This is a genomic window from Paenibacillus sp. FSL A5-0031, from assembly GCF_001956295.1.
In the GTDB taxonomy this organism is placed as follows: Bacteria; Bacillota; Bacilli; order Paenibacillales; family Paenibacillaceae; genus Pristimantibacillus.
In genome coordinates this window covers 102,706-123,649 of record NZ_MRTD01000020.1, presented here as the reverse complement: position 1 = coordinate 123,649, position 20,944 = coordinate 102,706, and the positions used below count along the sequence as shown (strand labels likewise).

The 20,944-nt window shown below is 46.9% G+C and carries 20 protein-coding genes and 1 tRNA gene; 19 read left to right on the top strand and 2 right to left on the bottom strand.

The genetic code is table 11. The features are described 5' to 3' along the window. Positions 1–88 precede the first annotated feature (88 nt). The 16 genes from BK120_RS27820 (at position 89) to BK120_RS27745 (ending at position 15,986) form a co-directional block, all read left to right on the top strand. Positions 89–1,321 (top strand): ATP phosphoribosyltransferase regulatory subunit, encoded by a 1,233-nt coding sequence (locus BK120_RS27820; RefSeq protein ID WP_076270759.1) that lies wholly within the window; start codon positions 89–91, stop codon positions 1,319–1,321. Continuing rightward, positions 1,318–1,962, top strand: a complete 645-nt coding sequence (hisG, locus tag BK120_RS27815; protein ID WP_076270758.1) for an ATP phosphoribosyltransferase — start codon at positions 1,318–1,320, stop codon at positions 1,960–1,962. The genes BK120_RS27820 and hisG overlap by 4 nt, the downstream gene beginning before the upstream one ends. Before the next feature lie 238 nt (positions 1,963–2,200). After that, a complete protein-coding gene (hisD, locus tag BK120_RS27810) occupies positions 2,201–3,487 on the top strand; it encodes a histidinol dehydrogenase (RefSeq protein WP_076270757.1) in 1,287 nt (428 codons plus the stop codon). Positions 3,488–3,658: 171 nt separating this feature from the next. Continuing rightward, on the top strand, positions 3,659–4,258 hold the full coding sequence (gene hisB / locus BK120_RS27805) for an imidazoleglycerol-phosphate dehydratase HisB (RefSeq protein ID WP_372239028.1): 600 nt from the start codon (positions 3,659–3,661) through the stop codon (positions 4,256–4,258). Between the two features lies 1 nt (position 4,259). Beyond that, positions 4,260–4,868 (top strand): imidazole glycerol phosphate synthase subunit HisH, encoded by a 609-nt coding sequence (hisH, locus tag BK120_RS27800; protein ID WP_076270755.1) that lies wholly within the window; start codon positions 4,260–4,262, stop codon positions 4,866–4,868. Between the two features lie 192 nt (positions 4,869–5,060). Further along, the gene (gene hisF, locus BK120_RS27795; protein WP_076270754.1) at positions 5,061–5,819 is read left to right on the top strand and encodes an imidazole glycerol phosphate synthase subunit HisF; all 759 of its coding nucleotides are present in this window, start codon (positions 5,061–5,063) and stop codon (positions 5,817–5,819) included. Further along, the gene (gene hisIE / locus BK120_RS27790; RefSeq protein WP_076270753.1) at positions 5,816–6,508 is read left to right on the top strand and encodes a bifunctional phosphoribosyl-AMP cyclohydrolase/phosphoribosyl-ATP diphosphatase HisIE; all 693 of its coding nucleotides are present in this window, start codon (positions 5,816–5,818) and stop codon (positions 6,506–6,508) included. The genes hisF and hisIE overlap by 4 nt, the downstream gene beginning before the upstream one ends. Before the next feature lie 43 nt (positions 6,509–6,551). After that, the gene (gene hisJ / locus BK120_RS27785; RefSeq protein WP_076270773.1) at positions 6,552–7,358 is read left to right on the top strand and encodes a histidinol-phosphatase HisJ; all 807 of its coding nucleotides are present in this window, start codon (positions 6,552–6,554) and stop codon (positions 7,356–7,358) included. A 115-nt stretch (positions 7,359–7,473) separates the two neighbouring features. After that, the gene (locus tag BK120_RS27780) at positions 7,474–8,424 is read left to right on the top strand and encodes a ribose-phosphate diphosphokinase (RefSeq protein ID WP_076270752.1); all 951 of its coding nucleotides are present in this window, start codon (positions 7,474–7,476) and stop codon (positions 8,422–8,424) included. Between the two features lie 165 nt (positions 8,425–8,589). Next, the gene (locus tag BK120_RS27775) at positions 8,590–10,341 is read left to right on the top strand and encodes a tetratricopeptide repeat protein (protein ID WP_076270751.1); all 1,752 of its coding nucleotides are present in this window, start codon (positions 8,590–8,592) and stop codon (positions 10,339–10,341) included. Between the two features lie 20 nt (positions 10,342–10,361). Then, a complete protein-coding gene (trxB, locus tag BK120_RS27770) occupies positions 10,362–11,309 on the top strand; it encodes a thioredoxin-disulfide reductase (RefSeq protein ID WP_076270750.1) in 948 nt (315 codons plus the stop codon). A gap of 208 nt (positions 11,310–11,517) precedes the next feature. Beyond that, the gene (locus BK120_RS27765; RefSeq protein WP_076270749.1) at positions 11,518–12,468 is read left to right on the top strand and encodes an ROK family glucokinase; all 951 of its coding nucleotides are present in this window, start codon (positions 11,518–11,520) and stop codon (positions 12,466–12,468) included. A 220-nt stretch (positions 12,469–12,688) separates the two neighbouring features. Further along, the gene (gene rapZ / locus BK120_RS27760; RefSeq protein ID WP_076270748.1) at positions 12,689–13,576 is read left to right on the top strand and encodes an RNase adapter RapZ; all 888 of its coding nucleotides are present in this window, start codon (positions 12,689–12,691) and stop codon (positions 13,574–13,576) included. A gap of 33 nt (positions 13,577–13,609) precedes the next feature. Further along, complete coding sequence (locus tag BK120_RS27755; protein WP_305953909.1) at positions 13,610–14,575, top strand: gluconeogenesis factor YvcK family protein; 966 nt, start codon at positions 13,610–13,612, stop codon at positions 14,573–14,575. Between the two features lie 6 nt (positions 14,576–14,581). Further along, entirely contained in the window at positions 14,582–15,511 is a 930-nt protein-coding gene (whiA, locus tag BK120_RS27750) for a DNA-binding protein WhiA (protein ID WP_076270746.1), read from the top strand. A gap of 205 nt (positions 15,512–15,716) precedes the next feature. Further along, positions 15,717–15,986, top strand: a complete 270-nt coding sequence (locus BK120_RS27745; RefSeq protein WP_028609180.1) for an HPr family phosphocarrier protein — start codon at positions 15,717–15,719, stop codon at positions 15,984–15,986. Between the two features lie 178 nt (positions 15,987–16,164). Here the strand turns inward: BK120_RS27745 and clpP are convergent, their stop codons facing one another. Together clpP and BK120_RS27735 are read right to left on the bottom strand one after the other, a co-directional pair. Further along, entirely contained in the window at positions 16,165–16,749 is a 585-nt protein-coding gene (gene clpP, locus BK120_RS27740) for an ATP-dependent Clp endopeptidase proteolytic subunit ClpP (protein WP_169091151.1), read from the bottom strand. A gap of 316 nt (positions 16,750–17,065) precedes the next feature. After that, positions 17,066–17,140 (bottom strand) — tRNA-Arg (locus BK120_RS27735). A gap of 271 nt (positions 17,141–17,411) precedes the next feature. Here BK120_RS27735 and BK120_RS27730 point away from each other — a divergent pair. The 3 genes from BK120_RS27730 (at position 17,412) to BK120_RS27720 (ending at position 20,929) form a co-directional block, all read left to right on the top strand. Further along, positions 17,412–18,476, top strand: a complete 1,065-nt coding sequence (locus BK120_RS27730) for a sugar-binding transcriptional regulator (RefSeq protein ID WP_076270745.1) — start codon at positions 17,412–17,414, stop codon at positions 18,474–18,476. A gap of 88 nt (positions 18,477–18,564) precedes the next feature. Beyond that, positions 18,565–19,569, top strand: a complete 1,005-nt coding sequence (gene gap, locus BK120_RS27725) for a type I glyceraldehyde-3-phosphate dehydrogenase (RefSeq protein ID WP_076270744.1) — start codon at positions 18,565–18,567, stop codon at positions 19,567–19,569. A gap of 175 nt (positions 19,570–19,744) precedes the next feature. Then, positions 19,745–20,929, top strand: coding sequence for a phosphoglycerate kinase (locus tag BK120_RS27720; protein ID WP_076270743.1), 1,185 nt, complete (start codon positions 19,745–19,747; stop codon positions 20,927–20,929). The last annotated feature ends 15 nt before the right edge of the window (positions 20,930–20,944 follow it).

Sequence of the window (20,944 nt, the reverse complement as noted above, 5' to 3'; positions counted from 1 at the left end):
TGCTAATATTACGACTAAACTCTTTAATTTGTTAGCATGGTAACATGGTATCGCTTTAAACCACTAAAGTAAACGAAGGTGATATTGGATGTCTAAACCAAAAGTATTTGAGAAGCCGATAGGCGTTAAAGATTATTTGCCAAGTGCAGTGGCTAAGCTGCGTCATATTGAACGTCAGGTTCTTGCCTGCATGCAGGGCTGGGGCTACGAACAAATTATAACTCCAACTATGGAATATTACGATACAGTGGGTGTAGCCAGCTCTACATCCGATCAGAAGTTATTCAAGCTGCTTAACAATCGTGGAACAACGCTGGTGCTGCGCTCTGATATGACGTCGCCAATCGCTCGTGTGGTGTCATCCTTATTGAAGCAAGCGGATTTTCCGCAGCGTCTGTCGTATCACTCTAATGTGTTTCGGGCGATAGAGGAAGAGGCGGGCCGCGAGGCAGAATTTTTCCAAACGGGCGTAGAGCTAGTTGGTGATTCTTCACCAGAGGCGGATGCAGAGGTTGTTGCTCTTGCAATCGCGTCGCTTAAAGCTGCCGGAGTAGAACGATTCAAGATTGCTATAGGGCATGTTGGGTTCCTAAACGGCTTGCTGGAGCAATCCTTGCCAGGTCGTGCAGAAGCGCAGGAGCAGTTGAAGAGCTGCTTGTTAGGCCGTGATTTTGTAGGTTACCGCGAGCAGCTTCGTGGATTATCCGTGGATGAATCCGTTCAGCAAGAGCTGGAAGGTGTTTTGCGTCTACGCGGCGGGCAAGAGATTTGTGATCAAGCGCTGCAGCTGAATGTGGACGATAAAGCACGGGCGTCCATTCAACATTTGTGCGAAATATGGGATGTGCTGAAGGCGTACGGGGTTTGTGAGCATGTGCTTATCGATCTGACGATGATTGGTGACTTCTCCTATTACACAGGGATGACTTTCGAGGGTTATGCAGCTGATCTAGGCTTCCCGGTTGTAAGTGGAGGCCGTTATGACAACCTGCTGGCACAGTTCGGTAGACCGGCTCCTGCAACGGGATTTGCACTCAAGACGACGCGTATTCTGGAGCTGCTTGGCGATGGCGCTGAGAGTGAAACGGAACGCACACTGGTTATCTATGATACAGCTGGACGCAATGAAGCGCTTGTTAAAGCACAGGAACTGCGCGGGCAGGGTGCGAGCGTTGTAACAGAGCGGGTAGATGCGAATAGCGTACTTCTTGATGAGATTAAAAATAAGGCACAGCAGCAATCGTTTACTTATAAAGGCGTAGCCTACACAGCATTGCTGACATTTGACGGAAGCGGAATTAAAGGAGGCAGCGCCACATGAGCGGAGCGACAAAAGATATATTGAAAGTGGCGATGCCGAAGGGCCGCATTTATAAGGTAGCTTCCAAGCTGTTCCGTGAAGCGGGGCTTCCGATTCCTAGCGATTTTGATGATACGCGCAAGCTGATCATTGAGCTTCCAGAGGTAGGGATGGAGTTCATTATGGCGAAGCCTGTTGACGTACCGACTTATGTGGAATACGGCGTAGCGGACATCGGGATCGTAGGCAAAGACGTGCTCATGGAGGAAAATAAAGATGTTTACGAGCTGCTAGATCTTGGCATTGCCAAATGCCGGATGTCTGTTATTGGCATGCCGGATTGGAAGCCGACTATGAATCCGCGTGTAGCGACCAAGTACCCGAATGTGGCTTCGGCGTATTTCCGTGAGCTCGGGCAGCAGGTAGAGGTTATTAAGCTGAACGGCTCCATCGAGCTTGCGCCAATGATCGGGTTAGCTGACCGTATCGTTGATATGGTGGAAACCGGCCAAACTCTTCGTGAGAATGGGCTTGTGGAGATGGAATCGATCTTTGGTATTACGAGCCGCTTGATCGCGAATCGAGTAAGCTACCGGATGAAGAATGAAGCGATTCAAGGACTGTGTGATCGCTTGCAGGAAGCGTTGGCTAAGCGGGGGTAGAAGAGAGATCAGAAATAGGTAAGTAAGAAGAGAGATCAGAGTTAGGTGAGTAAGAAGAGAGCATGAGCGGATAAAGCGAGTCCAGAAAGAGCGGAAAATGCATGGCGATTGTCACCGAAGCGGAACAAACGCAGTGCAGGGCTTGCGGCATTTCATGTATAGACGAGGCATGACAAGTGAATTACATGCTGGACTGAACGGATAGATAGCCTTGTGAGTATTGGAAGGAGTGGATGATATGCGTATTATGCGAGCGGAGCAATTTGGTTTGAAGCGTGAGGTGGAGTATGGGACACCTGAGCAAAATGAGTCTGCTTTGAAGATCGTCGCAGACGTAAAGTCTGAGGGGGATGCAGCGCTGTTGAGGTACACGGAGCAGCATGACCGCGTTAAGCTGGACGCTGCGTCGCTGCGTGTGACGCAGGAGGAAATACAGGCGGCGTATGAGCATGTTGACGCCGACTTTCTCACGGCTATTCGCGAAGCAGCCGTGAACATTCGGGTATTCCACGAGAAGCAAATGCGTACCTCGTGGATGGATTTGCAGCAGGACGGAACGCTGCTCGGGCAAATTATGCGACCGCTTAAGCGGGTCGGCGTATACGTGCCCGGAGGCAAGGCGGCTTATCCGTCGTCCGTGCTGATGAATGTTATACCGGCACAGGTAGCTGGCGTGCCGGAAATTGTTATGGTGACGCCGCCGGCAACTGGCGGCACGGAAGGCATCGACCCGTATATTCTCGTTGCCGCCGCGGAATCGGGCGTCAAGGAGATGTACCGGGTCGGCGGCGCACAGGCCATAGCCGCGCTTGCGTACGGCACGGCCACGATTGCTCCGGTCGATAAAATATGCGGACCGGGCAATATTTATGTGGCGCTTGCGAAGCGCGCCGTATTCGGTGCCGTCGATATCGACAGTATCGCCGGGCCAAGTGAAATCGTCGTGCTTGCTGACGATTCAGCTGATCCCGCGTATGTAGCCGCGGATCTGCTGTCGCAGGCGGAGCACGATGAGATGTCATCGGCGATCCTTGTAACGCCATCGCAGCAGCTTGCGGAAGCTGTAGCAGCGGAGGTGGAGCGTCAGCTGTCCACTCTGCCGCGCCAAGACATTGCACGCAGCTCCATCGACAACTATGGCGCTGTACTGCTGGTCGACTCGCTTGAAGCGGGTATCGACGTTATTAATCAGATCGCACCTGAACACTTAGAGGTGCTGACGGTTGACCCGATGCGTTTGCTCGGCTACATTCAGAACGCAGGCGCTATTTTCCTTGGGCCTTACAGCTCGGAGCCTGTCGGGGATTATTTTGCTGGGCCAAACCACATCATTCCGACAAACGGCACAGCACGGTTCTCATCGCCAGTTAACGTTGATGATTTCTTGAAGAAATCGAGCTTAATTTACTATAGTAAAGAAGCGTTGATGGCTAATGGCGATAAAATCATGACGCTGGCTCGTCACGAAGGGCTTGAAGGGCACGCTCGTGCAATCGAGGTTCGTCTTGAGAAGGAACGCGGGTAAACATTTTAACGTAAATAGATAAATTTGTTAGGCAAACAATTAAGTATAGGAGAGTTATTACCTAGGTAATAACTCTTATGCTCTTTAGCGGCATCTGCTGGAATTCCCTTATGCGGCAGGGCATTTGAGATGATGAAAACAAACATAATCATATAGGAAGAAGGAATGAAAGTGTCGGAAAATCGCGTACGTGAAGCATCGGTGGCACGCAAGACGAATGAAACGGATATAAAGCTTACTTTTGCAGTAGATGGAACAGGTGAAGCAAAGATTGATACAGATGTCCCTTTCTTTAACCATATGCTGGATCTATTTATTAAGCACGGCCAGTTTAATCTGGAATTAGAAGCACGCGGCGACATCGACATCGATGATCACCATACGGTAGAGGATATCGGAATTTGCATCGGTCAAACGCTTCGTGAAGCGCTTGGCGACAAACGCGGCATTAAGCGTTACGCTAGCGTATTTGTACCAATGGATGAGGCGCTGGCTCAGGTTATTATTGATGTGAGCAACCGCCCACACTTTGAATACCGTGCCGAATACCCATCTACACAAGTAGGCAGCTTCTCGACAGAGCTTGTTCATGAGTTTTTGTGGAAGCTTGCACTTGAGTCACGCATCACGCTTCACGTCATCGTACATTACGGCAAAAACACGCACCACATGATTGAAGCGGTGTTTAAAGCGCTTGGACGAGCGCTTGATGAAGCAACGAGCATTGATCCTCGCGTACAAGGAGTGCCTTCAACGAAAGGAGTGCTCTAGGATGATCGCGATTATTGATTATGGGATGGGCAACCTCCACAGCGTAAGCAAAGCGGTTGAGCGTCTTGGATACGAGACGGTTATCACAGACGATCCCGCGACGATTGCAGCTTCAGACGGAGCGATTCTTCCTGGCGTTGGTGCGTTTGGCGATGCCATGCAAAACCTGCGGGAAACGAAGATGGATGAAGTGACCAAAGCGTATGCAGCTTCTGGTAAGCCGCTGCTCGGCATTTGCCTTGGCATGCAGCTTCTCTTCACCGAAAGTGACGAATATGGAACGAATGAGGGATTGAATCTTCTTCCAGGCAAAGTTAGCCGTTTCACAGGGGATTACAAGATACCGCATATGGGCTGGAACAAGCTGAATTTCCTTCAAGAGCAGTCGCCTCTATTTAACGGTTTGACTGAAGGGCATGTTTATTTCGTACACTCGTTCCATGCGAAGCCGGAGGTAAGTTCCGACCTGCTCGCAACAACAGACTATTATCAGCAGGTAACAGCAATTGTTGGTCGCGGAAACGTATATGGCATGCAATTTCACCCCGAAAAAAGCGGAGAGCTTGGCATGCAGCTGCTGGGCAACTTTCTTGCACTAACTAAAAATTAAAGAAGCATAACAAGCTATTCAAGCAGGTTACTTACTTAAGCAATTAAATCGTTTAAGACTCGCTGCTTGGTAAGGATGCTTCTTCCTTAATCCAAGCAGTTTTATCAAAGTGATTCCAAGTAATCCTAAGTAATACCAAATGTTACCGAATAGACAATTAAGCTCGACTACGGGCATAAAGGAGAGTGCAATATGCTGGCGAAACGTATCATTCCTTGTCTTGACGTGAAGGATGGCCGCGTTGTGAAGGGTGTTAATTTTGTGAACCTGCGCGATGCGGGAGACCCAGTCGAGCTGGCGGCCACTTATGACCAAGAGGGCGCAGATGAGCTTGTATTTCTAGATATATCGGCTTCCGTTGAAGGGCGTGCGACGATGATTGAAGTCGTCAAGCGGACCGCTGGGGAAATTACGATTCCGTTTACGGTAGGCGGCGGCATTTCTCATGTCGATGATATGAAGCGGCTGCTGCGCGCCGGCGCGGACAAAATCGGCATAAATACAGCTGCGGTTTTAAATAAGGCACTCATTCAAGAGGGATCACGCAAGTTCGGATCACAGTGCATCGTGGTGGCGATTGACGCGAAGTTTAATGCTGAGTGGGGCGAATGGGAAGTTTACACGCACGGCGGACGCAAAACGACTGGCATTAAGGCGCTCGATTGGGCACGTGAAGTGGAGAAGCTAGGCGCGGGCGAAATTTTGCTGACTAGCATGGATGCCGATGGCACCAAAGACGGCTTCGACATCAAGCTTACACAAGCGGTGTCAGATTCGCTTGGCATTCCCGTCATTGCTTCGGGTGGAGCGGGTAGAGTTGAGCATTTTAACGATGTATTCCAAATGGCACATGCGGATGCGGCTCTAGCTGCGACAATTTTTCACTATAAAGAAATGACGATTCGTGAAGTGAAGGACGACTTGCGCTTGAAGGGGGTAGAGGTACGATGACGGAAAACAATCATAATGAACTTATCTCAAAAATTAAATGGGACGATGCGGGGCTAGTACCAGCTATTGTTCAAGATGTGCAAAGCAAAGAAGTGCTTATGATGGCTTATATGAATAAGGAATCACTTCAGCTATCCGTTGAATCCGGTGTGACTTGGTATTGGAGCCGCTCGCGTAATGAGCTTTGGAACAAAGGAGCGACAAGCGGCAATACACAGCGCATTGTCTCTTTGGCTTATGATTGCGACGGTGATACATTGCTCGTTAAGGTGGAGCAAAAAGGTCCAGCTTGCCACACAGGGCGCTATAGCTGTTTCTTTAATTCGGTTGAAGTAGCAGGGAACACAGATGCTTCCTCAGAAGCTGCACAATCCGCTGCAGACCGCTTCGCTACGCTTGGACAGCTGGAGAGCGTGATTGCCGAGCGTTACGCAGAGCGTCCAGAGGGCTCTTACACCTCATACCTGTTCGATAAAGGTGTAGATAAGATTTTGAAAAAAGTTGGCGAAGAAGCATCCGAGGTTATTATAGCAGCGAAAAATAAAGACAACGACGAGCTTCGCAGCGAGGTTGGCGATCTTATTTTTCACCTGATGGTATTGCTTCGTGAACGCGGATTGCCGCTAGATGATGTAATCAGCGAAATTAACAATCGTCACGGCAAGCCAACAACAAATAAAATGAGATAATGGAAGCTGAATGATAAATGACAGCAGAAAGGCCGGTACGCACATGTTTATCGATTACCATACGCATCATGCTCGTTGTGGTCATGCCGTCGGAGAGCTAGAGGAATATGTAAAGAAGGGCATAGAGATCGGACTCGTGCAGCTCGGCCTTTCTGATCATATGCCACTGCTCCATGTTGACCCTGCAACTTATTATCCGGAAATGGCTATGCCGATGGATGAGCTTCCGCGTTATGTGGAGGAGTGTCTTGCGCTTAAGGAAAAGTATAAGGGACAAATCGACATACGTGTTGGACTTGAAGGCGATTATATTGAGGGCTGCGAGGAGCAGATCGCTGCGATCGTGAACGCGTACCCTTGGGACTATGTAATTGGTTCTGTTCATTTTCTTGAGGAGTGGGACATTACCGATTTCCGGCAAACGGGAGGCTGGGAAGGCCGCAATCGTATGGCTGTATATGAACAGTACTATGCAGCCGTGGGCAAAGCAGCCGCAAGCGGATTCTATGACTACATTGGACATATTGATGTCATCAAGCGTTTTGGCTTTCAGCCGGAGGAAAATGTTACCCATTTGGAGAACGCTGCACTAGAGGCAGTCAAGAAGTATGGACTTGCGATTGAGCTCAACGCATCGGGCCTTCGCACACCTGCAGCAGAGATGTTTCCGAGCCGAAGAATGCTGGAATATGCACTGGAACTAGGCATTCCGCTGACGGTTGGTTCGGATGCTCACCAGCCTGAAAGATTGGGCCAATATTTGGATCAAGCGTACGATTTGCTCAAAGAAGTTGGCTTTAAGCAGCTTGCGACATTTAATTGTCGAAAATTAGTGATGATTGATTTTTGAAATATCGTAAATTCCATGTATAATATAGATGATCAAATAAGCTTTGTCGAATGATCCGGCAAAGACGAGTACTTGTTCCGTCAAATTAATTGGTTTTAACGCTCAGGAGGGTATCATGTTAAGCGACAAGGTGCGTATTTTTTCGGGTTCGTCTAATCCGGTATTGGCTCAGAAAATTAGTGCAGAGCTTGGTCTGACGCTAGGTGCGATCAAGATGTCCCGTTTTAAAAGCGGAGAGATTTACGTGCATTACGAGGAAACGATTCGGAATTGCGATGTATTTCTCGTACAATCATTCTCACATCCAATCAACGAGCATTTTGTCGAATTGCTTGTTATGATTGATGCGGCGAAGCGTGCTTCCGCAAGAACGGTCAACATCATCATGCCTTATTACGGTTATGCGCGTCAGGAGCGCAAAGCAGCACCTCGGGAGCCGATTTCAGCGAAAATGCTGGCGGATGTGCTCACGACAGTAGGAGCGAACCGAGTGATTACAATCGACCTACATGCTCCAGCTATTCAAGGCTTCTTCAACATTCCAGTCGATCATATGACTGCGCTAGATTTAATCAGCGATTATTTGAAGTCGAAAAACATCAAGAACCCGGTTGTTGTATCGCCGGATGCAGGACGTGCTTCAACTGCTGAGAAGCTAGCGAACTACTTGGATACATCGTTTGCGATTATGATCAAGAAACGCCCTGCGCATAATGAATCAGTGATCACACATGTTATCGGTGATGTCGAAGGTCAAACTCCGATTATTATCGAGGATCTCATCGATACGGGATCTACGATTGTTAACGTTGTGGAAAGCTTGAAGGAGCGCGGCGCTGAGGATGTATTTGTATGCGCAACGCATCCGTTATTCTCCGGCTCTGCCATTGAGCGTTTGGATCATCCAAATATTAGAGAAGTCATCGTAACAGACTCAATCAGCTTGCCGGAATCGACTCCTGAACGCTTCAAAGTGCTTTCCGTTGCGCCGTTGCTTGCAGAAGCAACACGCATTATTTTGGAGGGCGGCTCCATTAGCACATTGTTCAAAAGCAATGGTGTCTAAACGTTCAAATGGAATGCAGAACTAACGAAATGAATAGTAATGCCGCGGGAAATCGCGGGTGGTGTATTTGCCATCCGCGATTTTCCCACATATTCTTTCATGTTCTCAGGGGTATTGCTATGGTATAATCGTATAAAATCGGAAGTAACGGGAGGTGCCTTGCGGGTGAAAGAAAAGAAACGAGTTGCCGTAGATCAACAGACGAAAGTCATACCGGTTCAATGGGACGCTACGTTTTTTTTCGAACGTGCGGTTCGATCGCTTGATCGGCTCCATTATGACAAGGCACTTAAATATTTTCGTCGCGCCGTCGAATACGAGCCGGAGAATCCGGTAAACCATTGTAATATGGCCGGCATTCTTTCTGAAATGGGCAACTATGAGGAATCAAATAAAATCCTCGGTTGGATTGTAGATGAGCTTGATCCGACGATGACGGAGTGCCATTTCTATATGGCGAACAATTTTGCTAATTTAGAACAATATGAAGCAGCCGAGGGCTCGCTTATTCGATATTTGGAAGAGGACTCCGAAGGACAGTTTCTGGATGAAGCAGAAGATATGATGGATCTACTGCATTTTGAACTGGAGCGTCCTACTCGTCTAACCAACATCAAGTCTCGTGAAGGCATGGTCGAGCATGATTTGGCGCGCACGCTGCTGGAGGAAGGTAAGTTCACTGAGGCTGTGCGCATTTTGGAGAAAATTATCGAAGGACAGCCAGATTTTTTAGCTGCTCGAAATAATTTGGCTTTGGCCTATTACTATATGGGCATGTTCGATAAAGCGATGGATACGATTCATGAAGTGCTTGATCTTGAAGCGGGCAACCTGCATGCGTTGTGCAACCTTGCTATCTTTTATCAGCACAAAAACGATGAAAAAAGCTTGAAGCCGCTTGTTGAGCTGCTTGCGAAGACGGTACCATTCCATCAAGAGCATGTGTTTAAACTGGCAACAACAATGGGCATCTTAGGAGAGCATGGTGCTGCTTATAAGCATTTCACCAGACTTCTCAAAGACTCAGAGCTCACTCAGGATCCAAGCCTGTATCATTACGCGGCTGTTGCAGCTTGCAATATCGGACGTTTGCAGGAAGCAGAGCGCCTATGGAGGCAGACAATCAAGCTCGACCCAAAATCAAGCATTCCACTTTATTATATGGAGCAGCTTGAGCTGGTACGAAGCGGGCAGCAGACGGCTGCCATCAGCTATCACTATCATTTGCCGTTCGAAGAGCAGTTTAAGCTATGGGAGAAATCTTCCGATGGCATTCCCGATCATCTGAAGCGCGATCCGCTAGTACGTTCGTCGTTCTTCTGGGCGCTGCGTCATGGTGATCAGGACACGAAGCTCCAGGTTATTCAGGCTCTAGGGATGATCGCCGACAGCGAAGTGAAGGATGTTCTTCAGACGTTTTTGCTCGAGAAGGAAGAGGATGATTATTTAAAACGGATTGCCATCTTTGTACTCCGAACGATGGGCGTACAAGAGCCTTTACATGTGGTGCTGGAAGGCAAAGAAACGGTCATTGAGCCGAACCGGGTCCCTTCAAGTCTGCCTGTATGGGAAGATAAATGGCAGGCTGTTGCAGATATCGCTCTTGATCGCATGAGCAAGCAGTATGATTTGGTTCAGCAGCATGATTTGATGACCTTATGGGTGGAATTTTTGACGCGAGTATATCCAGATGCTCCGAAGCTTACGAAGCCGGAGAGCTGGGCGGCCGCATTAGAATATTTGACTGCAAAAATGCATCGTCGTGCTATCTCCTATCACGAGGTTTCCACCAGATACGGTACATCTATTGCGACAGTCAGCAAGAACGTCAAGATTATTGATGAAGTTTGCGGCATCAAAGAAAAGATGAAGTCGATGAGTTCCGTCTTCTTTACGCAAGAATTACAGGACGAATAAACTTTTACGAGGTGAAGCTTATGTACAAATCAATTATTATCGGTACTGGTCCTGCGGGACTTACAGCAGCTATTTATTTGGCTCGCGCTAACATGAGCCCACTCATTATTGAAGGTCCAGAACCTGGCGGTCAATTGACAACAACAACAGAGGTTGAGAATTTCCCTGGTTTCCCGGAAGGGATTATGGGTCCTGAGCTGATGGAAAACATGCGTAAGCAAGCGGAGCGCTTTGGCGCTAAGTTTATTACGGGTTGGGTTAATAGCGTGGATATGTCAGAGCGTCCATTCAAGCTTCAAGTGGAAGGCCACGGCGAGCTTGTTGGGGAGAGCATCATTATTTCTACTGGTGCATCGGCTAGATACCTCGGCATTCCAGGCGAGAAAGAAAACGTTGGCCGCGGCGTAAGCACATGCGCAACTTGCGATGGCTTCTTCTTCCGCGGTAAAAAAATTATCGTAGTGGGCGGCGGCGACTCTGCGATGGAGGAAGCAAACTTCCTTACTCGTTTTGCTTCAAACGTAGAGCTTGTTAACCGTCGTGATGAGCTTCGCGCATCAAAAATCATGCAGGATCGCGCTCGTGAGAACGAGAAAATCAGCTGGAGCCTAAACCGCACACCGGTTGAGGTTGTAGCAACTGGCATGGGTGTTACTGGGCTTAAAGTTCGTGACAACGAGACAGGTGAAGAGGATGTTATTGAGACAGACGGAATCTTTATCGCTATCGGCCACACGCCAAACACGAAATTCCTAGCAGGTCAAATCGATACGGACGATCATGGTTACATTGTTGTAAAACCAGGCACATCTGAAACGAATGTACCGGGCGTGTTTGCTTGTGGAGATGTTCAAGACAGCAAATATCGTCAAGCAATTACAGCAGCAGGCAGCGGTTGTATGGCTGCACTGGATTGTGAAAGATATTTGGAGGGTGCAATTACGCACGACTGGAGCAAATCGCTTTAATACTTGACGAGTTGCAACATAAGATAAAGAAGAGGCTATACCAGCAGAGCGACATGCTTGAAGGTATAGCTTTTTCATTAAATGCTGAAGGCGTTTTTTCTAAGCCTAGAATGGTTGATTTGCCAGTATTCCTCTATCTTGACCAGAGGATGAAGGTCGCTTATAGTGTTACAAGAGAAGATTAACATATTGATGAGGTGGACTAGTGATGTCTGAGAAGATTTACGTTGGAGTCGATGTCGGCGGAACTGCTATTAAAGTAGGTATTTGTAATTCGGATGGGCAATTGCTCCAGACGTACGAGGGGCCGACGGAGGCGAGTAAAGGAACGGACACTATCCTTCAAAATATTGCGAAATATGCACAACAAATCGTAGTGGAATCGGACTATGATTGGGAGCAAGTTGACGGGGTAGGCGTTGGTATTGCTGGCTTCCTAGATATTCCAAACGGAATTGTGAAATTTGCACCAAACTTAAAAATCGAGAACGTCAATCTTAAGGCTTATTTGGAGCAAGAGCTGAATAAGACAGTTAAAGTTAATAATGATGCGAATGTTGCTGCACTAGGCGAAGCTTGGGGCGGAGCGGGCAAAGGCATCGCGCACTGCGTATGCTACACACTCGGCACAGGCGTAGGCGGCGGCATTATTATAGATGGTAAAATCGTTGAAGGTTCTATGGGTATGGCTGGCGAGCTTGGTCATATGGCTATCGTGCCTGATCTTGAAGCTATTGTATGCGGCTGCGGCAAAATCGGCTGCTTGGAAACGGTATCCTCTGCAACAGGTATTATCCGTATGGCAAAAGATGCAGTTGAACGCGGCGATCGTACATCGCTTTCACTTGTTGAGGATATTATGGCGAAGGATGTTCTTGATGCAGCTAAAGCAGGAGACGAAGTTGCAACTCGCATCGTAAACCGTGCTGCTTATTATTTGGGTAAATCAATGGCGATGATGGCTATTGTATTGAATCCGCAATATTTCATCATTGGCGGCGGCGTTTCGAAGGCTGGAGAATTTTTATTCGAGCAAATTCGTGAAGTATTCGACAAGTATACACAGGATCAAGCGAAAGAAAATGTGCAAATCGTAGCGGCAACACTAGGCAACAACGCTGGCGTTGTAGGCGCAGCAGGCCTTATTCTAAGAGGTTAATTTCATAGTTGTCAATGACGAAGAGACTTTGCATCTGCAAAGTCTTAGCCTATTCTAACGAAGTAGGTTTGCGTTCGCAAACCTTAAGCGTATCCTTACGAAGTGACTTTGCATTCGCAAAGTCTAAGCATATCCTTACGAAGTGACTTTGCATTCGCAAAGTCTAAGCATATCCTTACGAAGTGACTTTGCATTCGCAAAGTCTTTAGGAGGTTTATTCATGGAAACGACAGCAGCAGTAGCAAAGCTTGTCATAATAACCGGGATGTCTGGCGCGGGCAAGACCATTGCTGTCCAAAGCCTGGAGGATCTCGGTTTCTTCTGCGTAGATAATCTGCCGCCCGTTCTTATTCCTAAATTTGCAGAGTTGATCGATCAGTCGAACGGTAAAATCGGCAACGTTGCGCTTGTTATCGATTTGCGCGGGCGTGAGTTTTTCACGGCGCTTTCGGAGTCGTTGGCCTATATCAAGGAGCATTATACGATTAGCTGTGAAATCTTATTTTTGGATGCAACTGATTCTGTCTTGGTTCAGCGCTATAAGGAAAGTAGGCGGCGCCATCCGCTGGCGCCTGAGGGCATGCCGCTTGAGGGCATTCGCAACGAACGTCGCCTGCTTGAAGATTTAAAGGGCTGGGCATCACAGGTTATTGATACGAGTATTTTGAAACCAGCTCAATTGAAGGAACGTATTATTTCTCATTTTACACACCTAGAGCAAAACAGCTTGTCGATAAATGTAACTTCCTTTGGCTTTAAATATGGCATTCCTATCGATGCGGATTTGATCTATGATGTTCGTTTCTTGCCTAATCCGCATTATGTCGAGCATCTGCGCCCAAATACCGGTCAAAATCCCGATGTATATGAATACGTTATGAAATGGCCTGAAACTCAGCAATTTCTAACGAAGCTGCTGGATATGTTGCAATTCCTTATTCCGCTCTATCGTAAGGAAGGGAAAAGTCAGGTTGTTATCGGTATTGGCTGTACTGGCGGTAAGCATCGTTCCGTTGCTATAGCAGAATATTTGGGACGCATGCTCGGCAGCAGTGATACGGAACGTGTGCGTGTCAGCCATCGCGATGCCGAACGTGACAAGCATTGACGAGGTGAGAGAATGCAAAGTAGACACAAGATAATGAGACGGCCTAAAATCGTCGTAATTGGCGGCGGTACAGGTCTCTCTGTTATGCTGCGAGGTCTTAAGGAGAAGCCGCTCGATATTACCGCGATTGTTACGGTTGCCGATGATGGCGGGAGCTCAGGCATTTTACGCAATGAGCTGCAAATTCCGCCTCCGGGTGACATTCGGAACGTACTTATGGCATTAGCGGATGCTGAGCCGCTGCTGACTGAGGTTCTTCAGTATCGTTTCAAAACGGTGCCGGGACTTGCAGGCCACAGCCTTGGCAATCTTATGCTGGCAGCAATGACCGATATATCCGGCGACTTTGTAACGGGGATTCGTGAGCTGAGCCGTGTGTTAGCCGTTCGAGGACGGGTTCTGCCCGCAGCGAATCAGGCTATCGTACTTAAAGCGGAAATGGCTGATGGCAGCATTGTCACAGGGGAATCCATGATTCCGAAAGTTGGCAAGGTCATTAAACGAGTATTTTTGGAACCAGCTGATGTCGAACCGCTGCGAGAGGCGGTCGAGGCCATCGAACAGGCCGATGCTATTTTGATTGGACCGGGCAGCTTATATACAAGTATTATTCCAAACTTGCTAGTTCCTAAACTGGCAACTGCCATCGTGGAATCAGAAGCCGTAAAATTATTTGTATGTAATGTAATGACGCAGCCTGGGGAGACTGATAATTATTCGGTAGGCGATCACCTTGATGCCATTCATGCTCATATCGGTCAACATCTATTCGATTATGTCATTGTAAATGACGGCGAAATTCCGCCGCAAATCGAAAGCAGATATGCTGAGCTTGGTGCAAAGGCCGTCCATTTGGATTTAGATGCAGTTACGCAAAAGGGTTATGAAGTCATTGCGGATCGGCTAGTATTGTTTCGCACTTTTCTTCGGCATGATGCCGAACGCTTAAGCCATCATATTTATAAGCTGGTAGAGAACTGGATGTTACGAAAGAGGTGATACACAATGTCATTTGCGGCCCAAACAAAGAAAGAGCTGACATTAATTGAAGCGGACAGCTGCTGTGAGATAGCGGAGCTATCTGCACTCATACGGATGAATGGTTCGGTTAGCGTATCTAGCCGCAAAGTCGTTTTGGACATCTCAACGGAAAATGCCGCGATTGCCAGAAGGATTTATTCCCTGCTCAAAAAACATTATGATGTGCATGTAGAACTGCTTGTCCGTAAAAAGATGAGATTGAAAAAAAATAACGTGTATATTGTCCGTATACCGGCTAGAGTTCAGGAAATATTAAGCGAGCTCAAAATTGTATCGGAAGGTTTTATGTTCAATTTAGGCATCGATAAGGAAATCATTCGCAAGCCTTGCTGCAAACGCTCCTATCTACGGGGTGCGTTTCTTGCTGGCGGATCGGTTAACAATCCAGAAGGTTCATCTTATCATTTGGAAATCTCTTCGATGTACCAAGAGCATTGTGAGTCGTTAGTTGACCTCGCGAACAAATTTGATCTTAACGCGAGATGCATTGAACGAAAAAAGGGATTTATCTTCTACATCAAAGAGGGCGAGAAAATAATCGAGCTCCTCAATATTATTGGTGCGCACCAAGCTCTGTTCAAGTTTGAAGATGTTCGAATCATGCGCGACATGCGCAATTCAGTAAACCGGATCGTAAACTGCGAAACGGCCAATCTAAATAAAACGATTGGTGCAGCTGTTCGTCAGATCGAGAACATTAAGCTGCTTCAACGTGAAGTAGGACTGGATAGCTTGCCTGATAAGCTGAAGGAAGTAGCTGAGATAAGGCTTCAGCATCCGGATATGAATTTGACAGAGGTCGGCGAAATGCTCGGAGGAAAGGTCAGTAAGTCAGGCGTAAACCATCGTTTGCGCAAAATCGACGCACTTGCGGAAAAAATCCGTGGTGTCTGAACTTTTATCCTAGTGCATCAGCTGGTATAATGATATAATAATTTAAAATGACGCAATTTTTAAAGATAAGAATAAGCAGCATTGATACTTACACATCTTATCTTTGTCCGGAAACGAGCTTTTGCAGCCAGAAGACGGCAAACAGAGCCGTATAAGCTTTTGCCGCATGCTAATGATTGAGAAAAATATAGGGGGTATGGTTTCCATGACAAGGCTTCCGGTTGTTGTTCGTCTTAAGACTGGACTACATGCAAGACCAGCAGCATTATTCGTACAAGAAGCGAACAAATTTTCCTCCGAAGTATTTGTAGAGAAAGACGACAAAAAAGTAAATGCTAAATCCATAATGGGTATTATGAGTTTGGCTATCAGTTCTGGCACTGAAGTATCCATTAGTGCTGAGGGTTCGGACGCAGAACAGGCTGTAAACGCTTTAGTCGCTTTGGTAAGCAAAGAAGAGCTGGAGAACCAATAATGAAGAAGGAGAGAAGTCACGCAGGTTCATTATGAGCTTGCGGCGGCAGCTCTTTTTTTATATGGATTGTACAATAATCTTACGAATGTGTTTGCAATAAAAAAAAGAGCAGGCTCGGATGAATCCGAACTTGCTCTTTTTTGCGTTCAAACCTATTACCTAGCGGAATCGGAATGAATTATGCGAGTTTCTCAATTACTTTATCAACCAAGCCATATTCTTTGGCTTCTGCTGCACTCATGAAGTAATCGCGGTCTGTATCTTTCTCGATACGTTCAAGCGATTGTCCACTGCGCTCTGCCAAAATACCGTTCAGCTTGTCGCGCATGCCGATAATGCGTTTCGCACGAATGGCGATATCGCTTGCTTGGCCTTCTGCTCCGCCAAGTGGCTGATGGATCATGACTTCGCTGTTCGGAAGCGCGTAACGTTTGCCAATTGCACCTGCAGTAAGCAAGAAAGCACCCATAGAAGCAGCCATACCTACACAAATCGTAGATACATCAGGTTTAATATATTGCATCGTATCGTAAATAGCCATGCCTGCCGTAATTGAGCCGCCCGGGCTGTTAATATAAAGAGAAATGTCCTTCTCAGGGTCGTCTGCCGCCAGGAATAACAATTGAGCGATGATGGAGTTGGCCACCACGTCATTTACACCTGATCCTAGAAAAATAATGCGATCTTTCAGTAGGCGAGAGTAAATGTCATACGCACGCTCACCCCGATTGTTTTGCTCAATAACCATAGGAACGAAATTCATATCCAACGTAAGCCCCCTCCTAAAAAACAATGAATGGTTAAATCGTATTCTCATAATAACGGATGAAAAGTCAAAAGTCAAAGATAGTCAAACGGGTCTGCAATTCCCTTGCTGCGTATACGAAAAAAATGGGTTTGAAGTGGATTGGATGAAATATACAAGCGCAATTTGGAGTGTTTTCCATGAGGCATAGGTTGGATGTTATAGCGGGAGATTAATTACTTGGCCGTTGCTTAAAATAAAAAAAACGTTCCAGCGTATAGGAACGGTTCGTGTGTATCAATATAGAGTTTGAACTTGCGATAATAAAAAGTATTGGCGCGCCCGCAAGGAATCGAACCTAGATCTCAGCCTTCGGAGGGCTGCGTCATATCCATTGGACCACGGGCGCATAAGAAAAAGCTGCTGTTGCCTATCTGCTTTTGTAAGAAAATAGTCGCAAAAATGATTATATGATATTAAAGATTTTAAAGCAAGCGATGTTCAAAAATTAAATTTGTTAAAAATGCGTCGGAAACCGTTTCCAATTGATAATCGGCTATTGCTACAATCGGTTATTTCCGATAAACTAAAGGTGGGACTTGAAATGATACCGCGGGACATATTGAGTCCAACGTATTTGAAGCGAATACGCTATAGGCCGATGGAGTGAAGGATGAGAAATGCGTCAGATCATTGAACTGCAGCAGCAGCTTGTGCCTGATCTGCTAGAGGTCATGAAGAAACGATATTCGATTTTGCATCAAGTAATGGTATCGGATTTAATCGGACGTCGAACGTTGGCTTCTGTATTATCGATGACGGAGCGTATGCTTCGGGCAGAGACCGATTTCCTAAAGACGCAGGGGCTGCTCGAGATTCATTCGGGAGGCATGCGGATTAGCGATTCAGGCAAGCTTCTATTAGAGCAGCTTGAGCCATTCTACAAGACAATGTTCGGACTATCCGAACTGGAGGAAACGATTCGCAGCCACTACGGCCTATCGCAGGTCATTATAGTTGCTGGCGATTCGGAAGTCTCTGCCCAAACAAAGCGAGAGCTTGGTCGTGCGGGATGTCAGGTGCTTATCAAGGTAATGCAGCCTAACGACGTTGTAGCTGTAACAGGCGGAACGACGATTGCACAGCTGTCGAATCAACTGATTAGTTCTTCTCAGCTGAATACGAACTTGTTCGTACCGGCTAGAGGCGGTCTAGGGGAGAGCTTGGATTATCAAGCGAATACGATTGCTTCCATGATGGCTAAGCGTACAGGAGCGCAGTACAGACTTCTGCATGTGCCGGATCATCTGGGAGAGGAAGCTTTTGCATCTATTATGCAGGAGCCGAACATTCGAGAAATTGTGGATGTCATCCGCAGTGCTCGCATCGTTGTACATGGTATCGGAGATGCTATGGTTATGGCAAGACGCAGGCGGCTAGAGCGTGAAGTTATTGATGCTATGGAAGCTGAGGGTGCTTTGGCGGAGTCGTTCGGGTTTTATTTTGACCGAAAAGGCGCTGTCGTGCACAAAATGCAAACGGTGGGGTTACGGCTCGAGGATATTGTTAAAACTGAAGTTGTTATAGGTGTTGCCGGCGGCAAGAGCAAAGGCGAGGCTATAGCGGCAGTGATGCGCTTTGGACACAATGATGTACTCGTAACGGATGAAGCAGCAGCGCTCGAAATCGTAGCTTTGATCGAACAAGAGAAGCATAGTCAAGAAGAAGGCAATAAGGAATCATGACGCTTTGCAAATTGCTGTTAAGGCATACCTGCAAAATGTCTTGAAATATATTCATAAATCTTTTAAAAACGCTTAGGAGGAAACAAAAATGGTTAAAGTTGGTATTAATGGTTTTGGTCGCATCGGCCGTAACGTATTCCGCGCAGCACTGAACAACCCTGATGTTCAAATCGTGGCAGTAAATGATCTTACGGATACTGCAACACTGGCACATCTTCTGAAATACGATACAACACACGGTCAACTTGACGGTACTGTTGAAGCTAAAGAAGGCGCGCTTATCGTAAATGGCCGCGAAATCAAAGTATTCGCAGAGCGCAACCCTGCAGACCTTCCTTGGGGTTCAGTAGGCGTTGAAATCGTAGTTGAATCAACTGGTATTTTCACAGCGAAAGAAAAAGCTGAGCTTCACTTGCAAGGCGGCGCTAAAAAAGTTATCATCTCCGCACCTGCAACGAACGAAGATATTACAGTAGTTATCGGCGTTAACGAAGATAAATACGACGCTGCGGCACACACCATTATTTCCAACGCTTCTTGCACAACGAACTGCCTAGCACCTTTCGCAAAAGTATTGAACGACAAATTCGGAATCGTAAAAGGTATGATGACTACAATTCACTCATACACAAATGACCAATCCGTTCTTGACGTTCCTCACAAAGACTTGCGTCGTGCTCGCGCAGCTGCTGAGAACATCATTCCTTCTTCAACTGGCGCAGCAAAAGCTGTTGCACTTGTTCTTCCTGAGCTTAAAGGTAAACTAAACGGTATGGCAATGCGCGTTCCTACGCCTAACGTATCTGTAACTGACCTTGTAGCTGAGCTTAAAGTTAACGTTACTGTAGAAGAAGTTAACGCAGCATTGAAAGAAGCTGCTGACGGTCCTCTTAAAGGCATCTTGAACTACAACGAATTGCCGCTTGTATCAAGCGACTACAATAGCGACCCTGCTTCTTCCACAATCGATGGTCTTTCGACTATGGTTGTTGAAGGCAACATGGTTAAAGTTATCTCATGGTACGACAACGAGTGGGGCTACTCGAACCGCGTAGTTGATCTTGCTGCTTACATTGCTAGCAAAGGTCTGTAAGCAAAGAAGACGGACTAAAGACCGCAGCATACCGCGCATGCGGAGCTAAGGTTTTTGATTTGCGGCTTCTAGAGTCGTAAGTCATGGGGGCGTTTCTTCTTTGAAGGAACGCCCTTCTTTTTTTTGTATTCTACCGCTATACCTTTCCATAACACATTTTCGGGAGGCTTCATAGATGAATAAGAAAAGTGTACGTGATGTTGCAGAACTAGCTGGTAAACGAGTATTTGTTCGCGTTGATTTTAACGTGCCGCTTGAAGATGGAAAAATTACGGATGACAAACGTATTCGTGAAACGCTTCCTACAATCAACTTTTTGATCGAAAAAGGCGCAAAAGTTATTCTTGCAAGTCATCTTGGACGTCCGAACGGTCAAGTAGTAGAAGAGCTTCGCCACACAGCTTCCGCAGTACGTCTATCTGAGCTGCTAGGCAAGCAAGTAACGAAAGCGAACGAAGCTATCGGTGAAGCTGTCGAAGCGCAAGTTGCTGCACTAAACAACGGTGATGTGCTATTGCTTGAAAACGTACGTTTCTATGAAGGCGAAGAGAAAAATGATCCAGAACTAGCGAAAGCTTTTGCAAAACTTGCTGACCTGTTCGTAAACGATGCATTCGGCGCTGCTCATCGCGCTCACGCTTCGACAGAAGGCATTGCACACATTTTGCCAGCTGTATCAGGCCTTCTTATGGAGAGAGAGCTTGAAGTACTAGGCAAAGCGCTTAACAACCCAGAGCGTCCTTTCACAGCAATCGTTGGCGGTTCGAAAGTTAAAGACAAAATCGCTGTAATCGATAAAATGCTTGAAATTGCTGACAATGTCATCATTGGCGGCGGCTTGTCTTATACATTCTTCAAAGCACAAGGTCATGAAATCGGCAAATCGCTTGTAGACAACAGCAAGCTTGATTTGGCTCTTGAGTTCATGGAAAAAGCGAAAAAACTAGGCAAAAACTTCTTGATCCCAGTTGATATCGTTGTAACTGACGATTTCAGCGCTAACGCTAACACACAAATCGTTGACGTTGACAGCATCCCTGCTGATTGGGAAGGTATCGACATCGGTCCTAAAACACGTGAACTTTATGCTGATGTAATCAAAAACTCCAAGCTGGTTGTATGGAACGGACCTATGGGCGTATTCGAAATCGAGCCATTCTCCCATGGTACACAAGCCGTTGCTCGCGCTTGCGCAGAAACAGCTGGCTATACTGTAATTGGCGGCGGCGATTCCGCAGCAGCAGCTGAGAAATTCCACCTAGCTGACAAAATGGACTTCATCTCGACAGGCGGCGGCGCTTCCCTAGAGTTTATGGAAGGCAAAGTGCTTCCAGGCGTAGTTGCTCTTAACGATAAATAATACATTTACCCAACT